14 protein-coding genes are annotated in these 13,697 nt (G+C 56.5%); 5 read left to right on the forward strand and 9 right to left on the reverse strand.

Going from position 1 to position 13,697, the window contains the following annotated elements:
• Window positions 1-9: 9 nt before the first annotated feature.
• Window positions 10-1,557, reverse strand: coding sequence for a 2,3-bisphosphoglycerate-independent phosphoglycerate mutase (gpmM, locus tag QMG90_RS00465; protein WP_283282145.1), 1,548 nt, complete (start codon window positions 1,555-1,557; stop codon window positions 10-12).
• 238 nt (window positions 1,558-1,795) lie between these two features.
• On the opposite strand from gpmM, the gene QMG90_RS00470 reads away from it, so the two are divergent.
• The 5 genes from QMG90_RS00470 (at window position 1,796) to cysE (ending at window position 4,910) form a co-directional block, all read left to right on the forward strand.
• Window positions 1,796-2,227, forward strand: a complete 432-nt coding sequence (locus QMG90_RS00470; protein ID WP_283282147.1) for a rhodanese-like domain-containing protein — start codon at window positions 1,796-1,798, stop codon at window positions 2,225-2,227.
• Between the two features lie 11 nt (window positions 2,228-2,238).
• Complete coding sequence (gene grxC / locus QMG90_RS00475; protein WP_038161020.1) at window positions 2,239-2,490, forward strand: glutaredoxin 3; 252 nt, start codon at window positions 2,239-2,241, stop codon at window positions 2,488-2,490.
• Window positions 2,491-2,524: 34 nt separating this feature from the next.
• The gene (gene secB, locus QMG90_RS00480) at window positions 2,525-2,992 is read left to right on the forward strand and encodes a protein-export chaperone SecB (RefSeq protein WP_054178020.1); all 468 of its coding nucleotides are present in this window, start codon (window positions 2,525-2,527) and stop codon (window positions 2,990-2,992) included.
• Window positions 2,992-4,011 (forward strand): NAD(P)H-dependent glycerol-3-phosphate dehydrogenase, encoded by a 1,020-nt coding sequence (gene gpsA / locus QMG90_RS00485; RefSeq protein ID WP_283282151.1) that lies wholly within the window; start codon window positions 2,992-2,994, stop codon window positions 4,009-4,011. The genes secB and gpsA overlap by 1 nt, the downstream gene beginning before the upstream one ends.
• A gap of 77 nt (window positions 4,012-4,088) precedes the next feature.
• On the forward strand, window positions 4,089-4,910 hold the full coding sequence (gene cysE / locus QMG90_RS00490; protein WP_283282153.1) for a serine O-acetyltransferase: 822 nt from the start codon (window positions 4,089-4,091) through the stop codon (window positions 4,908-4,910).
• Here cysE and trmL read toward each other — a convergent pair.
• From trmL to QMG90_RS00530, 8 genes are all read right to left on the reverse strand, one after another.
• Window positions 4,907-5,380 carry a tRNA (uridine(34)/cytosine(34)/5-carboxymethylaminomethyluridine(34)-2'-O)-methyltransferase TrmL gene (gene trmL, locus QMG90_RS00495; RefSeq protein WP_283282155.1) on the reverse strand — a complete coding sequence of 158 codons (474 nt, stop codon included), beginning with the start codon at window positions 5,378-5,380 and terminating at the stop codon, window positions 4,907-4,909. The two genes, cysE and trmL, sit on opposite strands and share 4 nt — an antisense overlap.
• Window positions 5,381-5,424: 44 nt before the next feature.
• On the reverse strand, window positions 5,425-6,612 hold the full coding sequence (lldD, locus tag QMG90_RS00500; RefSeq protein ID WP_283282157.1) for an FMN-dependent L-lactate dehydrogenase LldD: 1,188 nt from the start codon (window positions 6,610-6,612) through the stop codon (window positions 5,425-5,427).
• Window positions 6,613-6,614: 2 nt separating this feature from the next.
• Window positions 6,615-7,385 (reverse strand): transcriptional regulator LldR, encoded by a 771-nt coding sequence (gene lldR / locus QMG90_RS00505; RefSeq protein WP_283282159.1) that lies wholly within the window; start codon window positions 7,383-7,385, stop codon window positions 6,615-6,617.
• Window positions 7,382-9,037 (reverse strand): L-lactate permease, encoded by a 1,656-nt coding sequence (gene lldP, locus QMG90_RS00510; protein WP_283282161.1) that lies wholly within the window; start codon window positions 9,035-9,037, stop codon window positions 7,382-7,384. Before lldP ends, lldR begins: the two co-directional genes overlap by 4 nt.
• Before the next feature lie 263 nt (window positions 9,038-9,300).
• On the reverse strand, window positions 9,301-9,663 hold the full coding sequence (locus tag QMG90_RS00515; protein ID WP_283282163.1) for a YibL family ribosome-associated protein: 363 nt from the start codon (window positions 9,661-9,663) through the stop codon (window positions 9,301-9,303).
• Window positions 9,664-9,720: 57 nt separating this feature from the next.
• The gene (gene mtlR / locus QMG90_RS00520) at window positions 9,721-10,311 is read right to left on the reverse strand and encodes a mannitol operon repressor MtlR (protein WP_283282165.1); all 591 of its coding nucleotides are present in this window, start codon (window positions 10,309-10,311) and stop codon (window positions 9,721-9,723) included.
• On the reverse strand, window positions 10,308-11,456 hold the full coding sequence (mtlD, locus tag QMG90_RS00525; RefSeq protein WP_283282167.1) for a mannitol-1-phosphate 5-dehydrogenase: 1,149 nt from the start codon (window positions 11,454-11,456) through the stop codon (window positions 10,308-10,310). The genes mtlR and mtlD overlap by 4 nt, the downstream gene beginning before the upstream one ends.
• A 110-nt stretch (window positions 11,457-11,566) precedes the next feature.
• A complete protein-coding gene (locus QMG90_RS00530) occupies window positions 11,567-13,474 on the reverse strand; it encodes a PTS mannitol transporter subunit IICBA (RefSeq protein ID WP_283282168.1) in 1,908 nt (635 codons plus the stop codon).
• Between the last annotated feature and the right edge of the window lie 223 nt (window positions 13,475-13,697).

The following is a 13,697-nucleotide window of genomic DNA, read 5'->3' on the forward strand; positions in this document are numbered from 1 at the left end:
GGGGAAGGATTATTCCACGATGAACAGCGCCTTACCAGTCATCTCTTGCGGGATTTCCATTCCCATCAGCGTCAACATGGTCGGCGCGATGTCAGAAAGTTTACCGCCTTCAACGGCTTTCACGGTTTTCGGTCCGACGTAGATCAGCGGAACCGGCAGGTTGGTATGCGCGGTGTGCGCCTGACCGGTTGACGGATCGCGCATCTGTTCGGCGTTACCGTGGTCGGCGGTGATCAGCAACTGACCACCAACGGATTCCACTGCGCTGGTCACTTCGCTGATGCAGTGATCCAGCGCTTCAACTGCGTGAACCGCGGCGTCAAACACGCCGGTATGGCCAACCATGTCGCCGTTCGGGTAGTTACAAATGATGGTGTCGTATTTGCCGCTCTTGATCGCGCCGACCAGTTTTTCCGTCAGCTCGGCGGAGCTCATTTCCGGCTGCAGATCATAGGTCGCTACTTTCGGGGAGTTGATCAGAATGCGGTCTTCACCGGCAAACGGCTCTTCAACGCCGCCGTTAAAGAAGAACGTCACGTGAGCGTATTTCTCGGTTTCAGAGATACGCAGTTGGGTCTTGTCGTTTTTCGCCATCCATTCGCCGTAAGTATTGGTCAGCGAGGCTGGCGGATATGCGCAGGCGGCTTTAATGTCGGCGGCATATTCGGTCAGCATGACGAAATCAGCCAGTTTCACCACTTTCTTACGGGCGAAGCCGTCGAAATCGGCATTCACGAACGCGCGGGTGATTTCGCGGGCACGGTCAGCGCGGAAGTTCATGAAAATCAGCGCATCGCCGTCCTGCATCGCGGCATCAGCCTGACCGGCGGCGCGAACCACAGTCGCTTTGACGAATTCGTCGTTTTCATCACGGGCATAGGCGGCTTCAAGGCCTGCCACGGCGGTGTCGGTCTGGTATTCGCCTTTCGCCTGGGTCAGCAGGTCATACGCCTGTTCCACGCGATCCCAACGGTTGTCACGGTCCATCGCGTAGTAGCGGCCAATGATCGACGCCACGCGGCCTTTACCGAGGGCGGCGAATTTCTCTTCAAATGCCTGCAGGGAGGATTTCGCGCTGCGCGGCGGGGTGTCGCGGCCGTCGAGGAAGGCGTGCAGGTAGATTTTTTCTGCGCCGCGTTCAGCAGCCAGTTCCACCATCGCCATAATGTGATCTTCATGGCTGTGTACGCCACCTGCGGAGAGCAGACCCATGATATGCACGGCTTTGCCGGCGGCAGCGGCTTTATCGACTGCCGCGTTCAGCACCGGGTTAGTAAAGAATTTACGGTCTTTGATTTCCACATCCAGGCGAGTCAGATCCTGATACACGATGCGGCCGGCACCGAGGTTAACGTGACCCACTTCGGAGTTGCCCATCTGACGATCCGGCAGACCGACTTCCAGGCCAGACGCGTCGATCAGCGTATGTGGACGTTTTGCCCACAGCGCATCCATGACAGGGGTTTTAGCGGCGTAAATAGCGTTATCCTGCTGGTCTTCACGGTAGCCATAACCATCCAGAATAACCAGAACCATAGGTTTTTTTGAAACCGACATTGCGACAACCTCATGCTCAAAAGACAGAAATTTTGCGTAATTTTACTACAGCTGAATCGATCAAATAGCCACAGAAGATCAAAAAAAGCGGTGGAGTGTGATGCCGGTCAGTGTGCATTTCAGCAATTTTTCTCGTTCTATGCCGCAGAAAAGCGAATAGCTAATGCTCACCGGCTAACGCGCAGGTATACTCCTTTCCTGGTTTTTTTAATCACTGAGTCGGGAGTCGTTACCCCCCATGCAAGAAATTATGCAATTTGTAAGTCGCAACCCCATACTGTGTATCGCGTGGGTTGCGTTACTGGCGGCAGTGCTGTTCACCACCTTTAAAGGGTTAATGTCTAAAGTTAAGGTGATTACCCGTGGCGAAGCAACGCGTCTGATTAACAAAGAAGACGCCGTCGTGGTGGATTTACGTCAGCGCGATGATTTCCGCAAAGGTCACATTGCAGGCTCCATTAACCTGCTGCCCAGCGAAATCAAAGCAAATAACGTAGGCGAACTGGAAAAACACAAATCTCAACCCATTATTGTGGTTGACGGATCTGGCCTGCAGGCGCAGTCACCCGCGGGCGATCTCGCCAAAGCCGGTTTCGCACAGGTTTATGTGCTGAAAGAAGGTATCGCAGGCTGGAGCGGTGAAAACCTGCCTCTGGTTAAAGGTAAGTAAGGAGCGACGTTATGGCCAATATCGAGATCTATACTAAAGCTACCTGCCCGTTCTGCCATCGCGCCAAAGCGCTGCTGAACAGCAAAGGGGTGACGTTTCAGGAACTGCCGATCGACGGCGATGCGGTGAAGCGTGAAGAGATGATTAAGCGTAGTGGCCGTACCACGGTTCCGCAGATTTTTATTGATGCACAGCACATAGGCGGCTGTGATGACTTGTATGCGCTGGACGCGCGTGGTGGACTTGATCCTCTGCTCCGCTGACGCAATTTAAGGACACAACACTAAGGGTTTTCACATGTCAGAACAAAATACCGCAGAAATGAATTTCCAGATCCAGCGTATTTATACGAAGGATGTGTCATACGAAGCGCCGAACGCGCCGCACGTATTCCAGAAAGACTGGCAGCCAGAAGTCAAACTGGATCTGGATACCGCGTCCAGCCAACTGGCGGAGGGCGTGTTCGAAGTGGTTCTGCGCGTTACCGTAACGGCGTCTCTGAATGACGAAACGGCGTTCCTGTGCGAAGTACAGCAGGCAGGTATCTTCTCCATCGAAGGTATCGAAGGCAACCAGATGGCGCACTGCCTGGGGGCTTACTGCCCGAACATCCTGTTCCCGTACGCGCGCGAATGCATTACCAGCCTGGTTTCCCGCGGTACTTTCCCGCAGCTGAACCTGGCGCCGGTCAACTTTGATGCGCTGTTCATGAGTTATCTGCAGCAACAGGCTGGCGAAGGCGAACAACCGCATCAGGATGCCTGATGAACGCCGCTAACGCTTCAATGACTGTCATCGGTGCCGGCTCCTACGGCACCGCTCTTGCGATCACGCTGGCGCGCAATGGCCACAACGTTGTGCTGTGGGGCCATGACCCGAAACACATCGCCACGTTACAGCACGATCGCTGCAACGCTGCCTTTCTCCCGGATGTTCCTTTCCCTGATACGCTCCGCCTGGAAAGCTCGCTGACCGCGGCGCTGGCCGCCAGTCGCGATATTCTGATCGTGGTGCCAAGCCATGTGTTTGGCGACGTTCTGCAACAGATCAAACCCCTGATGCACCCTGATGCGCGGCTGGTCTGGGCGACGAAAGGTCTGGAAGCCGAAACCGGGCGTTTGTTGCAGGATGTGGCGCGCGATGTGCTGGGCGATGCGATCCCGCTGGCGGTGATCTCCGGCCCGACGTTTGCCAAAGAGCTGGCCGCAGGTCTGCCGACGGCAATTTCGCTGGCTTCCACTGACCCTGTCTTCGCTGACGATTTGCAGCAGTTGCTGCATTGCGGCAAAAGTTTCCGTGTCTATATCAACCCGGATTTCATCGGCGTTCAGTTGGGCGGCGCGGTGAAAAACGTCATTGCTATCGGTGCCGGGATGTCTGACGGCATTGGTTTCGGCGCCAACGCGCGTACAGCGCTCATCACCCGCGGGTTGACTGAAATGTCCCGTCTTGGCGCGGCGCTGGGCGCTGATCCGGCGACGTTCATGGGCATGGCCGGGCTTGGCGATCTGGTGCTGACTTGTACTGACAACCAGTCCCGTAACCGCCGTTTTGGCATGATGCTCGGTAAGGGCATGGATGTGCAAAGCGCGCAGGACAGCATCGGCCAGGTGGTTGAAGGTTATCGCAATACCAAGGAAGTCCGCGCGCTGGCACACCGTTTTGGTGTTGAAATGCCAATAACCGAGGAAATTTATCAGGTATTGTATTGCGGAAAAAACGCGCGCGAGGCAGCATTGACCTTATTAGGTCGCGCACGCAAGGATGAGCGCAGCAGCCACTAGTCGCAAGGAACTTTGTCCCCTAACGACCCGGCCAGCGCAGAACTGGCCGGTCGTCATGATATCGTCTGGAGTATGCAATGTCGTGTGAAGAACTGGAAATTGTCTGGAACAACATCAAAGCCGAAGCCCGGGCGCTGGCTGACTGTGAGCCTATGCTTGCCAGTTTTTATCACGCGACGCTTCTCAAGCACGAAAATCTCGGCAGCGCGTTAAGCTACATGCTGGCGAATAAACTGGCATCACCCATCATGCCTGCCATCGCGATCCGTGAAGTGGTGGAAGAGGCGTATGCCGCCGACCCGGAAATGATCGCCTCCGCCGCCTGCGATATTCAGGCGGTGCGCACCCGCGACCCGGCGGTAGATAAATACTCCACGCCGCTGCTGTATCTGAAAGGTTTCCACGCGCTACAGGCGTATCGCATCGGTCACTGGTTGTGGAATCAGGGGCGTCGCGCACTGGCGATTTTCCTGCAAAACCAGGTTTCTGTGACCTTCCAGGTCGATATTCATCCGGCGGCGAAAATTGGTCGCGGTATCATGCTCGACCACGCCACAGGCATTGTCGTCGGTGAGACGGCGGTTATCGAAAACGACGTTTCTATCCTGCAGTCGGTCACCCTCGGCGGTACCGGGAAAACCAGTGGCGACCGCCATCCGAAGATCCGTGAAGGGGTGATGATTGGCGCTGGCGCGAAAATTCTCGGCAACATCGAAGTCGGGCGCGGCGCGAAAATCGGCGCAGGCTCCGTGGTGTTACAGCCGGTTCCGCCGCACACCACTGCCGCAGGCGTACCGGCGCGTATTGTCGGTAAACCTGACAGCGATAAACCATCGATGGATATGGATCAGCACTTCAACGGTATTCACCATACCTTTGAGTATGGTGACGGCATCTAATTTCTGAGCACGGCGCCAGGATATCCCAACTGGCGCCAGGCTTCATACACCACCACCGACACCGCATTCGACAGATTCATGCTGCGGCTGTCCGGCATCATTGGTATGCGTATTTTTTGATCCGGCGGCAGCGCGTCCAGAATGATCGCGGGCAGTCCGCGCGTTTCCGGGCCAAACATCAGAAAATCCCCGTCCTGGTAGCTGACAGCGCTGTGCGCGGGGGTGCCTTTGGTGGTCAGGGCAAACAGGCGCTGAGGCTTAACAGCGTCCTGAAACGCGGCGTAATTCGCATGGCGGGTAACGGCAGTAAATTCGTGATAATCCAGCCCGGCGCGGCGCAGGCGCTTGTCGTCCCAGGCAAAGCCCATCGGTTCGATGATATGCAGACGAAAGCCGGTGTTGGCGCACAGGCGGATGATGTTCCCGGTATTGGGCGGGATTTCAGGTTCGAATAAAACGATATTTAACATACTGCCCCCTTAATAGCGGGGGCAGAATAGCAGATCTGCGTTGATTACGCCGCGCTTCCGTGCGTCAGCGGGGCCAGCGCGGCATTCAGCTGCGCTTCTTCCTGCACCAGCGATTCGCGACTGATCTCATGAATCGTTTTCGCACCGGTCAGGGTCATCGCCACCTTCATCTCTTTCTCAATCAAATCGAGCAGGTTCGCCACGCCTTTACGGCCGTGCGTCGCCAGCGCGTAGAGATACGCGCGACCCAGCAGCACACTGTCAGCGCCCAGCGCAATCATGCGCACCACGTCGAGCCCGTTGCGAATACCGCTGTCGGCCAGAATCGTGATATCGCCTTTCACCGCATCGGCGATGGCGGGCAGGGCGCGCGCAGACGAGAGCACGCCATCGAGCTGGCGACCGCCGTGGTTGGAAACCACAATGCCGTCAGCGCCAAAACGTACCGCATCGCGCGCATCTTCCGGATCGAGGATCCCTTTGATCACCATCGGGCCGTCCCAGAATTCGCGGATCCACTCCAGGTCTTTCCATGAAATCGAGGGATCGAAATTGTTCGCCAGCCAGCCGATGTAATCTTCCAGCCCGGTGGGTTTGCCGAGATAGGTGGAGATGTTTCCCAGATCGTGCGGGCGACCATTGAGGCCCACATCCCACGCCCACTGCGGGTGGGTGACCGCCTGCCAGTAGCGGCGCATCGCCGCGTTCGCGCCGCTCATCCCGGAATGGGCGTCGCGGTAACGGGCACCGGGCGTTGGCATATCGACGGTAAACACCAGCGTGGAGCAGCCCGCCGCTTTGGCGCGTTCCAGCGCATTACGCATAAACCCGCGGTCGCGCAATACGTATAACTGGAACCACATCGGGCGTTTGAGGGTGGGGGCCACTTCTTCGATAGGACAGACGGACACCGTGGAGAGGGTAAACGGAATGCCTTTATCATCGGCGGCGCCAGCGGCCTGCACTTCGCCACGGCGGGCATACATACCGCACAGCCCGACCGGACCGAGTGCGACCGGCATCGACAGATTTTCGTTAAACAGCGTGGTCCCGAGGCTCAGGTCGGACATATTTTTGAGCACCCGCTGGCGAAGCGCCACCTGCGACAGATCTTCCACGTTGCGGCGCAGGGTGTATTCCGCGTAGGCGCCGCCGTCGATGTAGTGGAACAGGAATGGTGGCAGGATGCGCTGCGCCGCTGCCCGATAGTCGCTTGCTGCTGAAATAATCATGCTTACTTCTCCCTGGAAAACGCGGTCGGGTCACCGGGCAGGCGGGTGATTCGCGCCTGACGGGCCTGATCTTCATCAAAACGTTTAATGGTGGTATGAACGAATCCTAAGTGGGCCATCATTGCCTGACGCGCGCCTTCGGCGTCTCCGGCGACAATAGCCTCCAGCACGGCCTGATGCTGCTCCGTCAGCTTTGCAAAGACCGGAGGTACGAGATACATCCGCTGGCGGCTCTGTTTCACGGAGGACTGCAGCACGTCAAAAAAACCGCGCATGGTCTGCAGCAGCACCACGTTGTGCGAGGCTTCAGCGATGGCGAGGTGAAAACGCACATCCGCCTGAGAGGCGATATCCGGATCATCGCTTAGCGTGGCGTCAAAACAGAGACGGATTTTCTCTTTGTCAGCTTCAGTGGCGCGGAGCGCGGCGTGCCAGGCGGTGCTGGTTTCGATGGCGTGGCGGGCTTCGAGAATATCAAAGCTGTAATCGGGATCATCCGCCATCAGTGTTTTCAGCGGTTGCACGATGTTGTGCTCGGACCAGGACTCATGCTGCCAGCGGACGAACGTTCCGCCGCCGCGACGGCTGAGCAGCACGCCTTCCGTTACCAGTTTTGCCAGCGCCTCACGCAGTGAATTGCGCGATACGCCGAGCTGTAAGGCCAGCTGGCGCTCGGCGGGCAAACGCATGCCCGCCTCCAGCTGTTGTTCTTCAATCAGCGCCCGCACACGATCGGCAACCTCGTCTGCAAGACGCCGGGGCATCACTATCATGGAATCATCCAGGTTAAGACATACGCCTGAAGCGTGGTGATCACGCCCACCATGCAGGTGAAAATCAGGCTGTGTTTTACGGTAAAGCGGAACAGGTCAGACTCTTTCCCTACCAGACCAACCGCCGCACAGGCGATGGCGATGGATTGCGGGGAGATCATCTTGCCGGTGACGCCGCCGGTGGTATTTGCAGCCACCATCAGCACGTCGGAGACGCCAATCTGCTGCGCGGCCGTGGCCTGTAGGGCGGCAAACAGCGCGTTCGACGAGGTGTCCGAGCCGGTCAGGAACACACCCAGCCAGCCGAGGAACGGTGAGAAAAAGGTAAAAGCATTGCCGGTATGCGCCAGCGCCAGAGCCAGCGTTGACGAGAGGCCGGAATAGTTCGAAATAAAGGCGAACGCCAGTACCATGCCGATCGAATAAATGGGCAGCGCCAGCTCTTTCAGCGTGGTGCCGAACGTCGCCACGGCGTCTTTCGGTTTCATGCGCAGCCAGATGATGGACAGGATCGCCGCAAACAGAATGGCGGTGCCAGTGGCGGAGAACCAGTCGAATTTATACACCGCCGCGTACGGCGTGGCGTCATGAACCACGGGCGGCATGCGGGCAACCAGCTTATCGAGGAACGGGACGGAAATGTTCACCACCCAGTGATACAGCGCGCCGCCAGGGGCAAACAGCGCTTTGAAGGGCGGGACGCTCCACAGCGTAACCGTGGCCGTCAGGAACAGAAACGGCGACCAGGCGCGAACCACCTGTCCGGCGGTGTAATTGGTGCGCGCCAGGGTCTGATCCACCAGCGATGCGCCCATATCGGCAAAGCGGAAAATGCGCACCGGCTGCCAGCGTTTCAGGAACAACGTCAGGCACACCAGCGACACCAGTGAGGAGATGATGTCCGGCAGCTCAGGGCCGATAAAGTTTGAGCTGAGGTATTGCGCAATGGCGAACGAACCGCCTGCCACCATCACCGCCGGCCAGGTCTCTTTGATGCCGCGCCAGCCATCCATGATCGCCATAATCCAGAACAGCACGATGATGGTCAGGAACGGCAACTGACGACCGACCATCTGGCCGATCTCGAAGCTGTCGAGCCCGGTTACCTGCCCGGCGACCAGAATCGGGATCCCCATCGCGCCAAAAGCAACCGGCGCGGTGTTGACGATCAGGCACAGTCCCGCGGCATAAAGCGGGTTAAAACCGAGACCGACCAACAGTGCGGCGGTGATCGCCACCGGCGCGCCAAATCCCGCCGCCCCTTCCAGAAATGCGCCGAATGAGAAGCCGACGATCAGCATCTGCAAACGCTGGTCCGGCGTAATCGACAGTATTGATGACCGGATGATGTCGAACTGCCCGGTTTTCACCGAGATTTTGTAGACAAACACTGCGGCGATGATGATCCACGCGATCGGCCACAGGCCGTAAAAGAAACCATAAACGACGGACGCCAGCGCGTGATCGACGGGCATTTTGTAGAACAACAACGCCACCAGCAGCGCGATGCCAACCGTCCAGCTTGCCGCGACGTAACCCTTCAGCTTGAGCTTAATCAGGGCGAAAAAGAAGAACAGGATCGGCAGCGAAGCCACCAGGCTCGACAGCCAGAGATTCCCGGCCGGGTCATAATTTTGTTGCCAGAGGTTCATGCAGGTCTCCAGGGGGCCGGAACAAAACCGCTGTGAGTCTGCGCCCATTATCAGCGTTGCGATGTTTGTAAAAGTGGCCCTGCCAGTTGTCTGTTGTAGGGGTAATGACAACGAATGGTTAACTAAATGTTATTCACTGGCAATGTGAATGTAATAGGAAATGGTGAAATTGTGAACCGCTGGTGGGGTTTGACGAGGATTGGTTGGGCCAATTGGGTGAGGCAGCGTTTCCCCTCTCCCTGGCGGAGAGGGATGGCAGGCAATCAGAACTCAGTTTTAGCGAAACCGGTCATCTCCGTGAGGCCCATTTCGCGGCCCAGGGCGGTCATCGGGTGAACAACTACCAGACCACGAACGCTCTTTTTCAATTTGCCCATGTCGGCCTGCTCTTTTTTGGTAATGGCGCGGCGGAACGGCATTTTCGTCAGCTTTTGTGCTTCATTGCTCAGCTTTTCGCTGTGAACGCCACGCAGACGGGTGATTTCCGTTTCCAGCGTGGCCTTCTCTTTTTCCAGCTCGGCATACTTTTCCGCGCCATCGACCAGCGAAATATCGGCTTGCTGGTGGCGAATAGCATCAAGGCGATCGCTCAGACGCTTGATTTCGTTCTTTTCGACTTCTTTCATAACAAATAGCTCTAAATACGGGGGAATAGCGGAAAGGATACACGATTGTTCGCAGGGTTACTTCTGAAACGCCTTTTTTAAGCTGATTCGGGAAATCAGCTCGGTCAGAGATAACACCATGGTTGAACGCACAACCTGTTGATAACGCTGCTTTTGCATCGCCAGCAGGTCGGCATCGCTGTTATCAAACTGCGGAACAGGCGGCAGGGCGGCGACGCAGTGGAGTTCACCAAACGGACCGAGAATTTCATCATCAGTAAAGATGTAGTCGTTGCCGTCGTGATTCAGCTCTTCGCGCAACGCCATTAACAGTTCGGCGTCTTCGTATTCGGCGCGGCTTATCACTCCGAGGCCATAGATGAGCTTAAGGCGTACGGACAGATCGCCCAGCGGCCCTTCGCCGTCCAGCAACGGTTCCACTGCATATTTCACCGCATAGTCGTCTTTGCGGAACACCTGAAGCACCAGGATATTTACCGCTTCTGTCAGAAGTTCGACGGCGGTGATCAGGAAGCTTCTCACGGTTTTGCCAGCATTCAGACGCTCAAGCACACGGTTTTCAAAGGCCTGCGTTTCTTCCATTATTGCCTGCATATCTGACAACTTTATCAATGGGCGCGGAAGCCTCCGCGCCAGTTCCACTCTCATTTGGTCGCGTTATAAGCGTTAACCGCCTCCGCCACCACGTCGCTGTTTATATCAAGCCCGGAGACCTGAGCCAGCGCGGCCTGTGGACCTTTATCATCGATGAGCTGAGCCAGTTCCTGCGCCTGCGGATCCTGAGCGCTGCGGTAGTGCATTGCCGCGGCGATCCCTTTGACCAGGTTGGCGTGCGGCAGACCGTATTCCAGCGTCCCCAGCAGCGGTTTGATCAGGCGATCGCCCGCGCTCAGTTTACGCAGCGGCTGGCGACCAACGCGTTCAACGTCGTCTTTCAGGTAAGGGTTCTCAAAACGGCCGAGGATTTTCTGAATGTAAGCAGCATGTTTAGCGGGATCGAAACCATAACGTTTGATCAGAACCGCACCGCTTTCTTCCATTGCCCCTTTTACCACTGCGCGGATTTTCTCGTCGAGAATCGCATCACGGATCGTCTGATGACCCGTCTGCTGTCCGAGGTAGGCGGTTATAGCATGACCGGTGTTCAGCGTGAAGAGCTTACGTTCGACAAATGCCATCAGGTTATCAGTTAATTCCATTCCGGGGATATCCGGCAGCGCGCCTTTGAACTGCGTCTGGTCGACAATCCACTCGCTGAATGTTTCTACCGTCACTTCCAGCGGGTCGTTGGTCGCGGAAGCGGAAGGCGGAACGATGCGGTCGACGGCGGAATCCACAAAGCCGACATGCGCCTCGACCCAGGATTTATCAGCGTCAGCCAGCGCGTTCATCACGTGGCCTTTCAGTTGGGTGGTGCCGCGCACCATGTTTTCACAGGCGATGATATTCAGCGGTGTGTTCACGCCTTGCGCTTTACGTTTGGTGAGTCCTTTAGCGATGGCTGGCGCAATGCGCTCAAGCACAACAGGGCCGACGGCGGTGGTCACCAGATCAACGCTGGCGATCAAATCGACAACGTCGTCGCCAATGCTGCTGACGGCATTAACGCCGGACACCGTATCCACTTGCTCGTTTTCACCCACTACGTGGACCTGATAGCTATGACGGGCATTCAGGGCGTCGAGAACCACCTGGTTCACATCGGCGAACGTCAGCGTCACGCCGGCATCCGCCAGCAGTTTGCCGATAAAGCCGCGTCCGATATTACCTGCGCCAAAGTGTAATGCTTTCATAGAGTTAACCTTCATCAATGTTTTTACCCGAGAGGGCTGGGGTGAGGAACCACACGAAATTTTCCCTCACCCTAGCCCTCTCCCCGATGGGGAGAGGGAGGGAACGGAACTTACTTGTTCAGCAGCGCCAGCACTTCTTCAACGCTGGTGGTGTGAGCCAGACGCTCAATGATGGATTCATCATCCAGCGCGTTGGTCAGGCTGGTAATAACCTGAATATGCTCGTTGTTGCGTGCCGCGATGCCGATAACCAGGCGGGCGATGTCGCTTTCCTCTTCACCAAAGCGAACACCTTCCGGGTACTGACAGAATACCACGCCGGTTTTCAGAACGCGGTCTTTCGCTTCAACAGTGCCGTGCGGTACCGCGATAGACTCACCCAGATAAGTCGGGGTCAGTTTTTCACGATCCAGCATCGCTTCCACGTATTCCGGTTCAACGTAGCCGCCTTTCACCAGTTGTTCACCAGCGAAACGGATGGCTTCTTCTTTGTTTGACGCTTTGCGGCCGAGGAAAATGTTTTCCGCGCCCAGTTTAAACAGGTTGCTGTCGGCAGCCTCAAAACTGTCTTTGAGGCTGCTGCGGACCTTTACGTCGTTGTCCGAGTGGCGTTGCGCAGCAACCAGACGCTCGGTCAGGCTGGTGTACAGGCCGCTGTCCAGGAAGTTGGTCAGCGAAATATGCTGTGCCTGAGGCACCTGACGCATGGCGCGCTCGGTCAGATCGCGGTGCGTGATGACCAGGTCAACATCTGGCGGCAGGCTGTTAATCGCGCTGTTGGTTACAGAGATGTTGGTCAGACCCGCATCCTGTACTTTCTTACGCAGTACGCCTGCACCCATGGCACTGGAACCCATGCCGGCGTCACAGGCAACGATGATTTTGCGCACGTGGCTCAGGTCGTTGGTCACGTCACCGGCAGACAGCGCCGTCGCGCCTTTAGACTCGGTTTTCATTTCATGGATACGACGGGTGGCTTCTTGCAGGTCTTCGTCGTCTTTCACTTTGCTGGTTTTCAGCAGAATAGAAGAGATCACGAAGGAGACCGCCATCGCCGCGATAATCGCCGTAATGTTCGCGAAATAGGCACCTTTCGGGGTCATGGCCAGTACAGCCAGGATGGAGCCCGGGGAAGCCGGAGACACCAGACCACCGTTCAGTACACTCAGAGTGAACACGCCAGTCATACCACCGAGGATAACAGCGATGATCAGACGCGGGTTCATCAGCACATACGGGAAGTAGATTTCGTGGATACCACCCAGGAAGTGGATGATAGCCGCGCCGCCAGCGGACTGCTTGGCGCTACCACGACCGAAGAACATGTACGCCATCAGGACGCCCATACCCGGACCCGGGTTCGCTTCAATCAGGAAGAAGATGGATTTGCCGAGGTCGTGAGACTGCTGGATCCCCAACGGTGAGAAGATACCGTGGTTGATGGCGTTGTTGAGGAACAGGATTTTCGCCGGTTCAACAAAGATAGACGCCAGTGGCAGCATTTCGTGCGCAACCATGAAGTTAACGCCCGCCGCCAGAATTTTGGACAGAACTTCAACGGCCGGACCAATGCCGAGGAACGCCAGAATCGCGAGGATCATACCGATGATGCCAGCGGAGAAGTTATTCACCAGCATTTCGAAACCGGATTTGATCTTACCGTCGACCCAGCCATCAAAGTGTTTAATCGCCCAGCCGCCCAGCGGACCTGCGATCATCGCACCGAGGAACATCGGCATATCAGCACCGACGATAACGCCCATGGTAGTGATGGCACCGACCACACCGCCACGATCGCCACCCACCAGACGACCGCCGGTGTAGCCAATCAGCAGCGGCAGAAGATAGGTGATCATCGGACCAACCAGCTTCGCCAGTGTTTCGTTAGGCAACCACCCTGTTGGAATAAATAATGCGGTGATAATACCCCACGCGATAAACGCGCCGATATTTGGCATCACCATATTGCTGAGGAATCGACCAAAGCTTTGCACTTTGATCTTGATATCGGATGACATAAAAACACCCCTTCTTATGTTTGCTGTCGCGCAGGCTTGAAGCCCGAGGTTTGTTGTTAATGTGGCGGCAAGAGGCACCGGACCCTGTTGATAGTGCGAAATCTGGCACTGAATCGTTCAACTGTCCAGCTAACCCCTGATGATGTGATCCGGGTCACGTTAATATAGGGTTATAAGGATGTTTTAGCGTGACACTGGTCACATATTCGATGTGTAAAAAAAA

The sequence above is a fragment of the Trabulsiella odontotermitis genome, from assembly GCF_030053895.1.
GTDB lineage: Bacteria > Pseudomonadota > Gammaproteobacteria > Enterobacterales > Enterobacteriaceae > Trabulsiella > Trabulsiella odontotermitis_C.

What these genes read in the sequence shown, in the direction of transcription:
- gpmM (WP_283282145.1), bottom strand. Translation starts at nt 1,557, where the DNA reads ATGTCGGTTTCAAAAAAACCTATGGTTCTGGTTATTCTGGATGGTTAT.
- QMG90_RS00470 (WP_283282147.1), top strand. Translation starts at nt 1,796, where the DNA reads ATGCAAGAAATTATGCAATTTGTAAGTCGCAACCCCATACTGTGTATC.
- grxC (WP_038161020.1), top strand. Translation starts at nt 2,239, where the DNA reads ATGGCCAATATCGAGATCTATACTAAAGCTACCTGCCCGTTCTGCCAT.
- secB (WP_054178020.1), top strand. Translation starts at nt 2,525, where the DNA reads ATGTCAGAACAAAATACCGCAGAAATGAATTTCCAGATCCAGCGTATT.
- gpsA (WP_283282151.1), top strand. Translation starts at nt 2,992, where the DNA reads ATGAACGCCGCTAACGCTTCAATGACTGTCATCGGTGCCGGCTCCTAC.
- cysE (WP_283282153.1), top strand. Translation starts at nt 4,089, where the DNA reads ATGTCGTGTGAAGAACTGGAAATTGTCTGGAACAACATCAAAGCCGAA.
- trmL (WP_283282155.1), bottom strand. Translation starts at nt 5,380, where the DNA reads ATGTTAAATATCGTTTTATTCGAACCTGAAATCCCGCCCAATACCGGG.
- lldD (WP_283282157.1), bottom strand. Translation starts at nt 6,612, where the DNA reads ATGATTATTTCAGCAGCAAGCGACTATCGGGCAGCGGCGCAGCGCATC.
- lldR (WP_283282159.1), bottom strand. Translation starts at nt 7,385, where the DNA reads ATGATAGTGATGCCCCGGCGTCTTGCAGACGAGGTTGCCGATCGTGTG.
- lldP (WP_283282161.1), bottom strand. Translation starts at nt 9,037, where the DNA reads ATGAACCTCTGGCAACAAAATTATGACCCGGCCGGGAATCTCTGGCTG.
- QMG90_RS00515 (WP_283282163.1), bottom strand. Translation starts at nt 9,663, where the DNA reads ATGAAAGAAGTCGAAAAGAACGAAATCAAGCGTCTGAGCGATCGCCTT.
- mtlR (WP_283282165.1), bottom strand. Translation starts at nt 10,311, where the DNA reads ATGAGAGTGGAACTGGCGCGGAGGCTTCCGCGCCCATTGATAAAGTTG.
- mtlD (WP_283282167.1), bottom strand. Translation starts at nt 11,456, where the DNA reads ATGAAAGCATTACACTTTGGCGCAGGTAATATCGGACGCGGCTTTATC.
- QMG90_RS00530 (WP_283282168.1), bottom strand. Translation starts at nt 13,474, where the DNA reads ATGTCATCCGATATCAAGATCAAAGTGCAAAGCTTTGGTCGATTCCTC.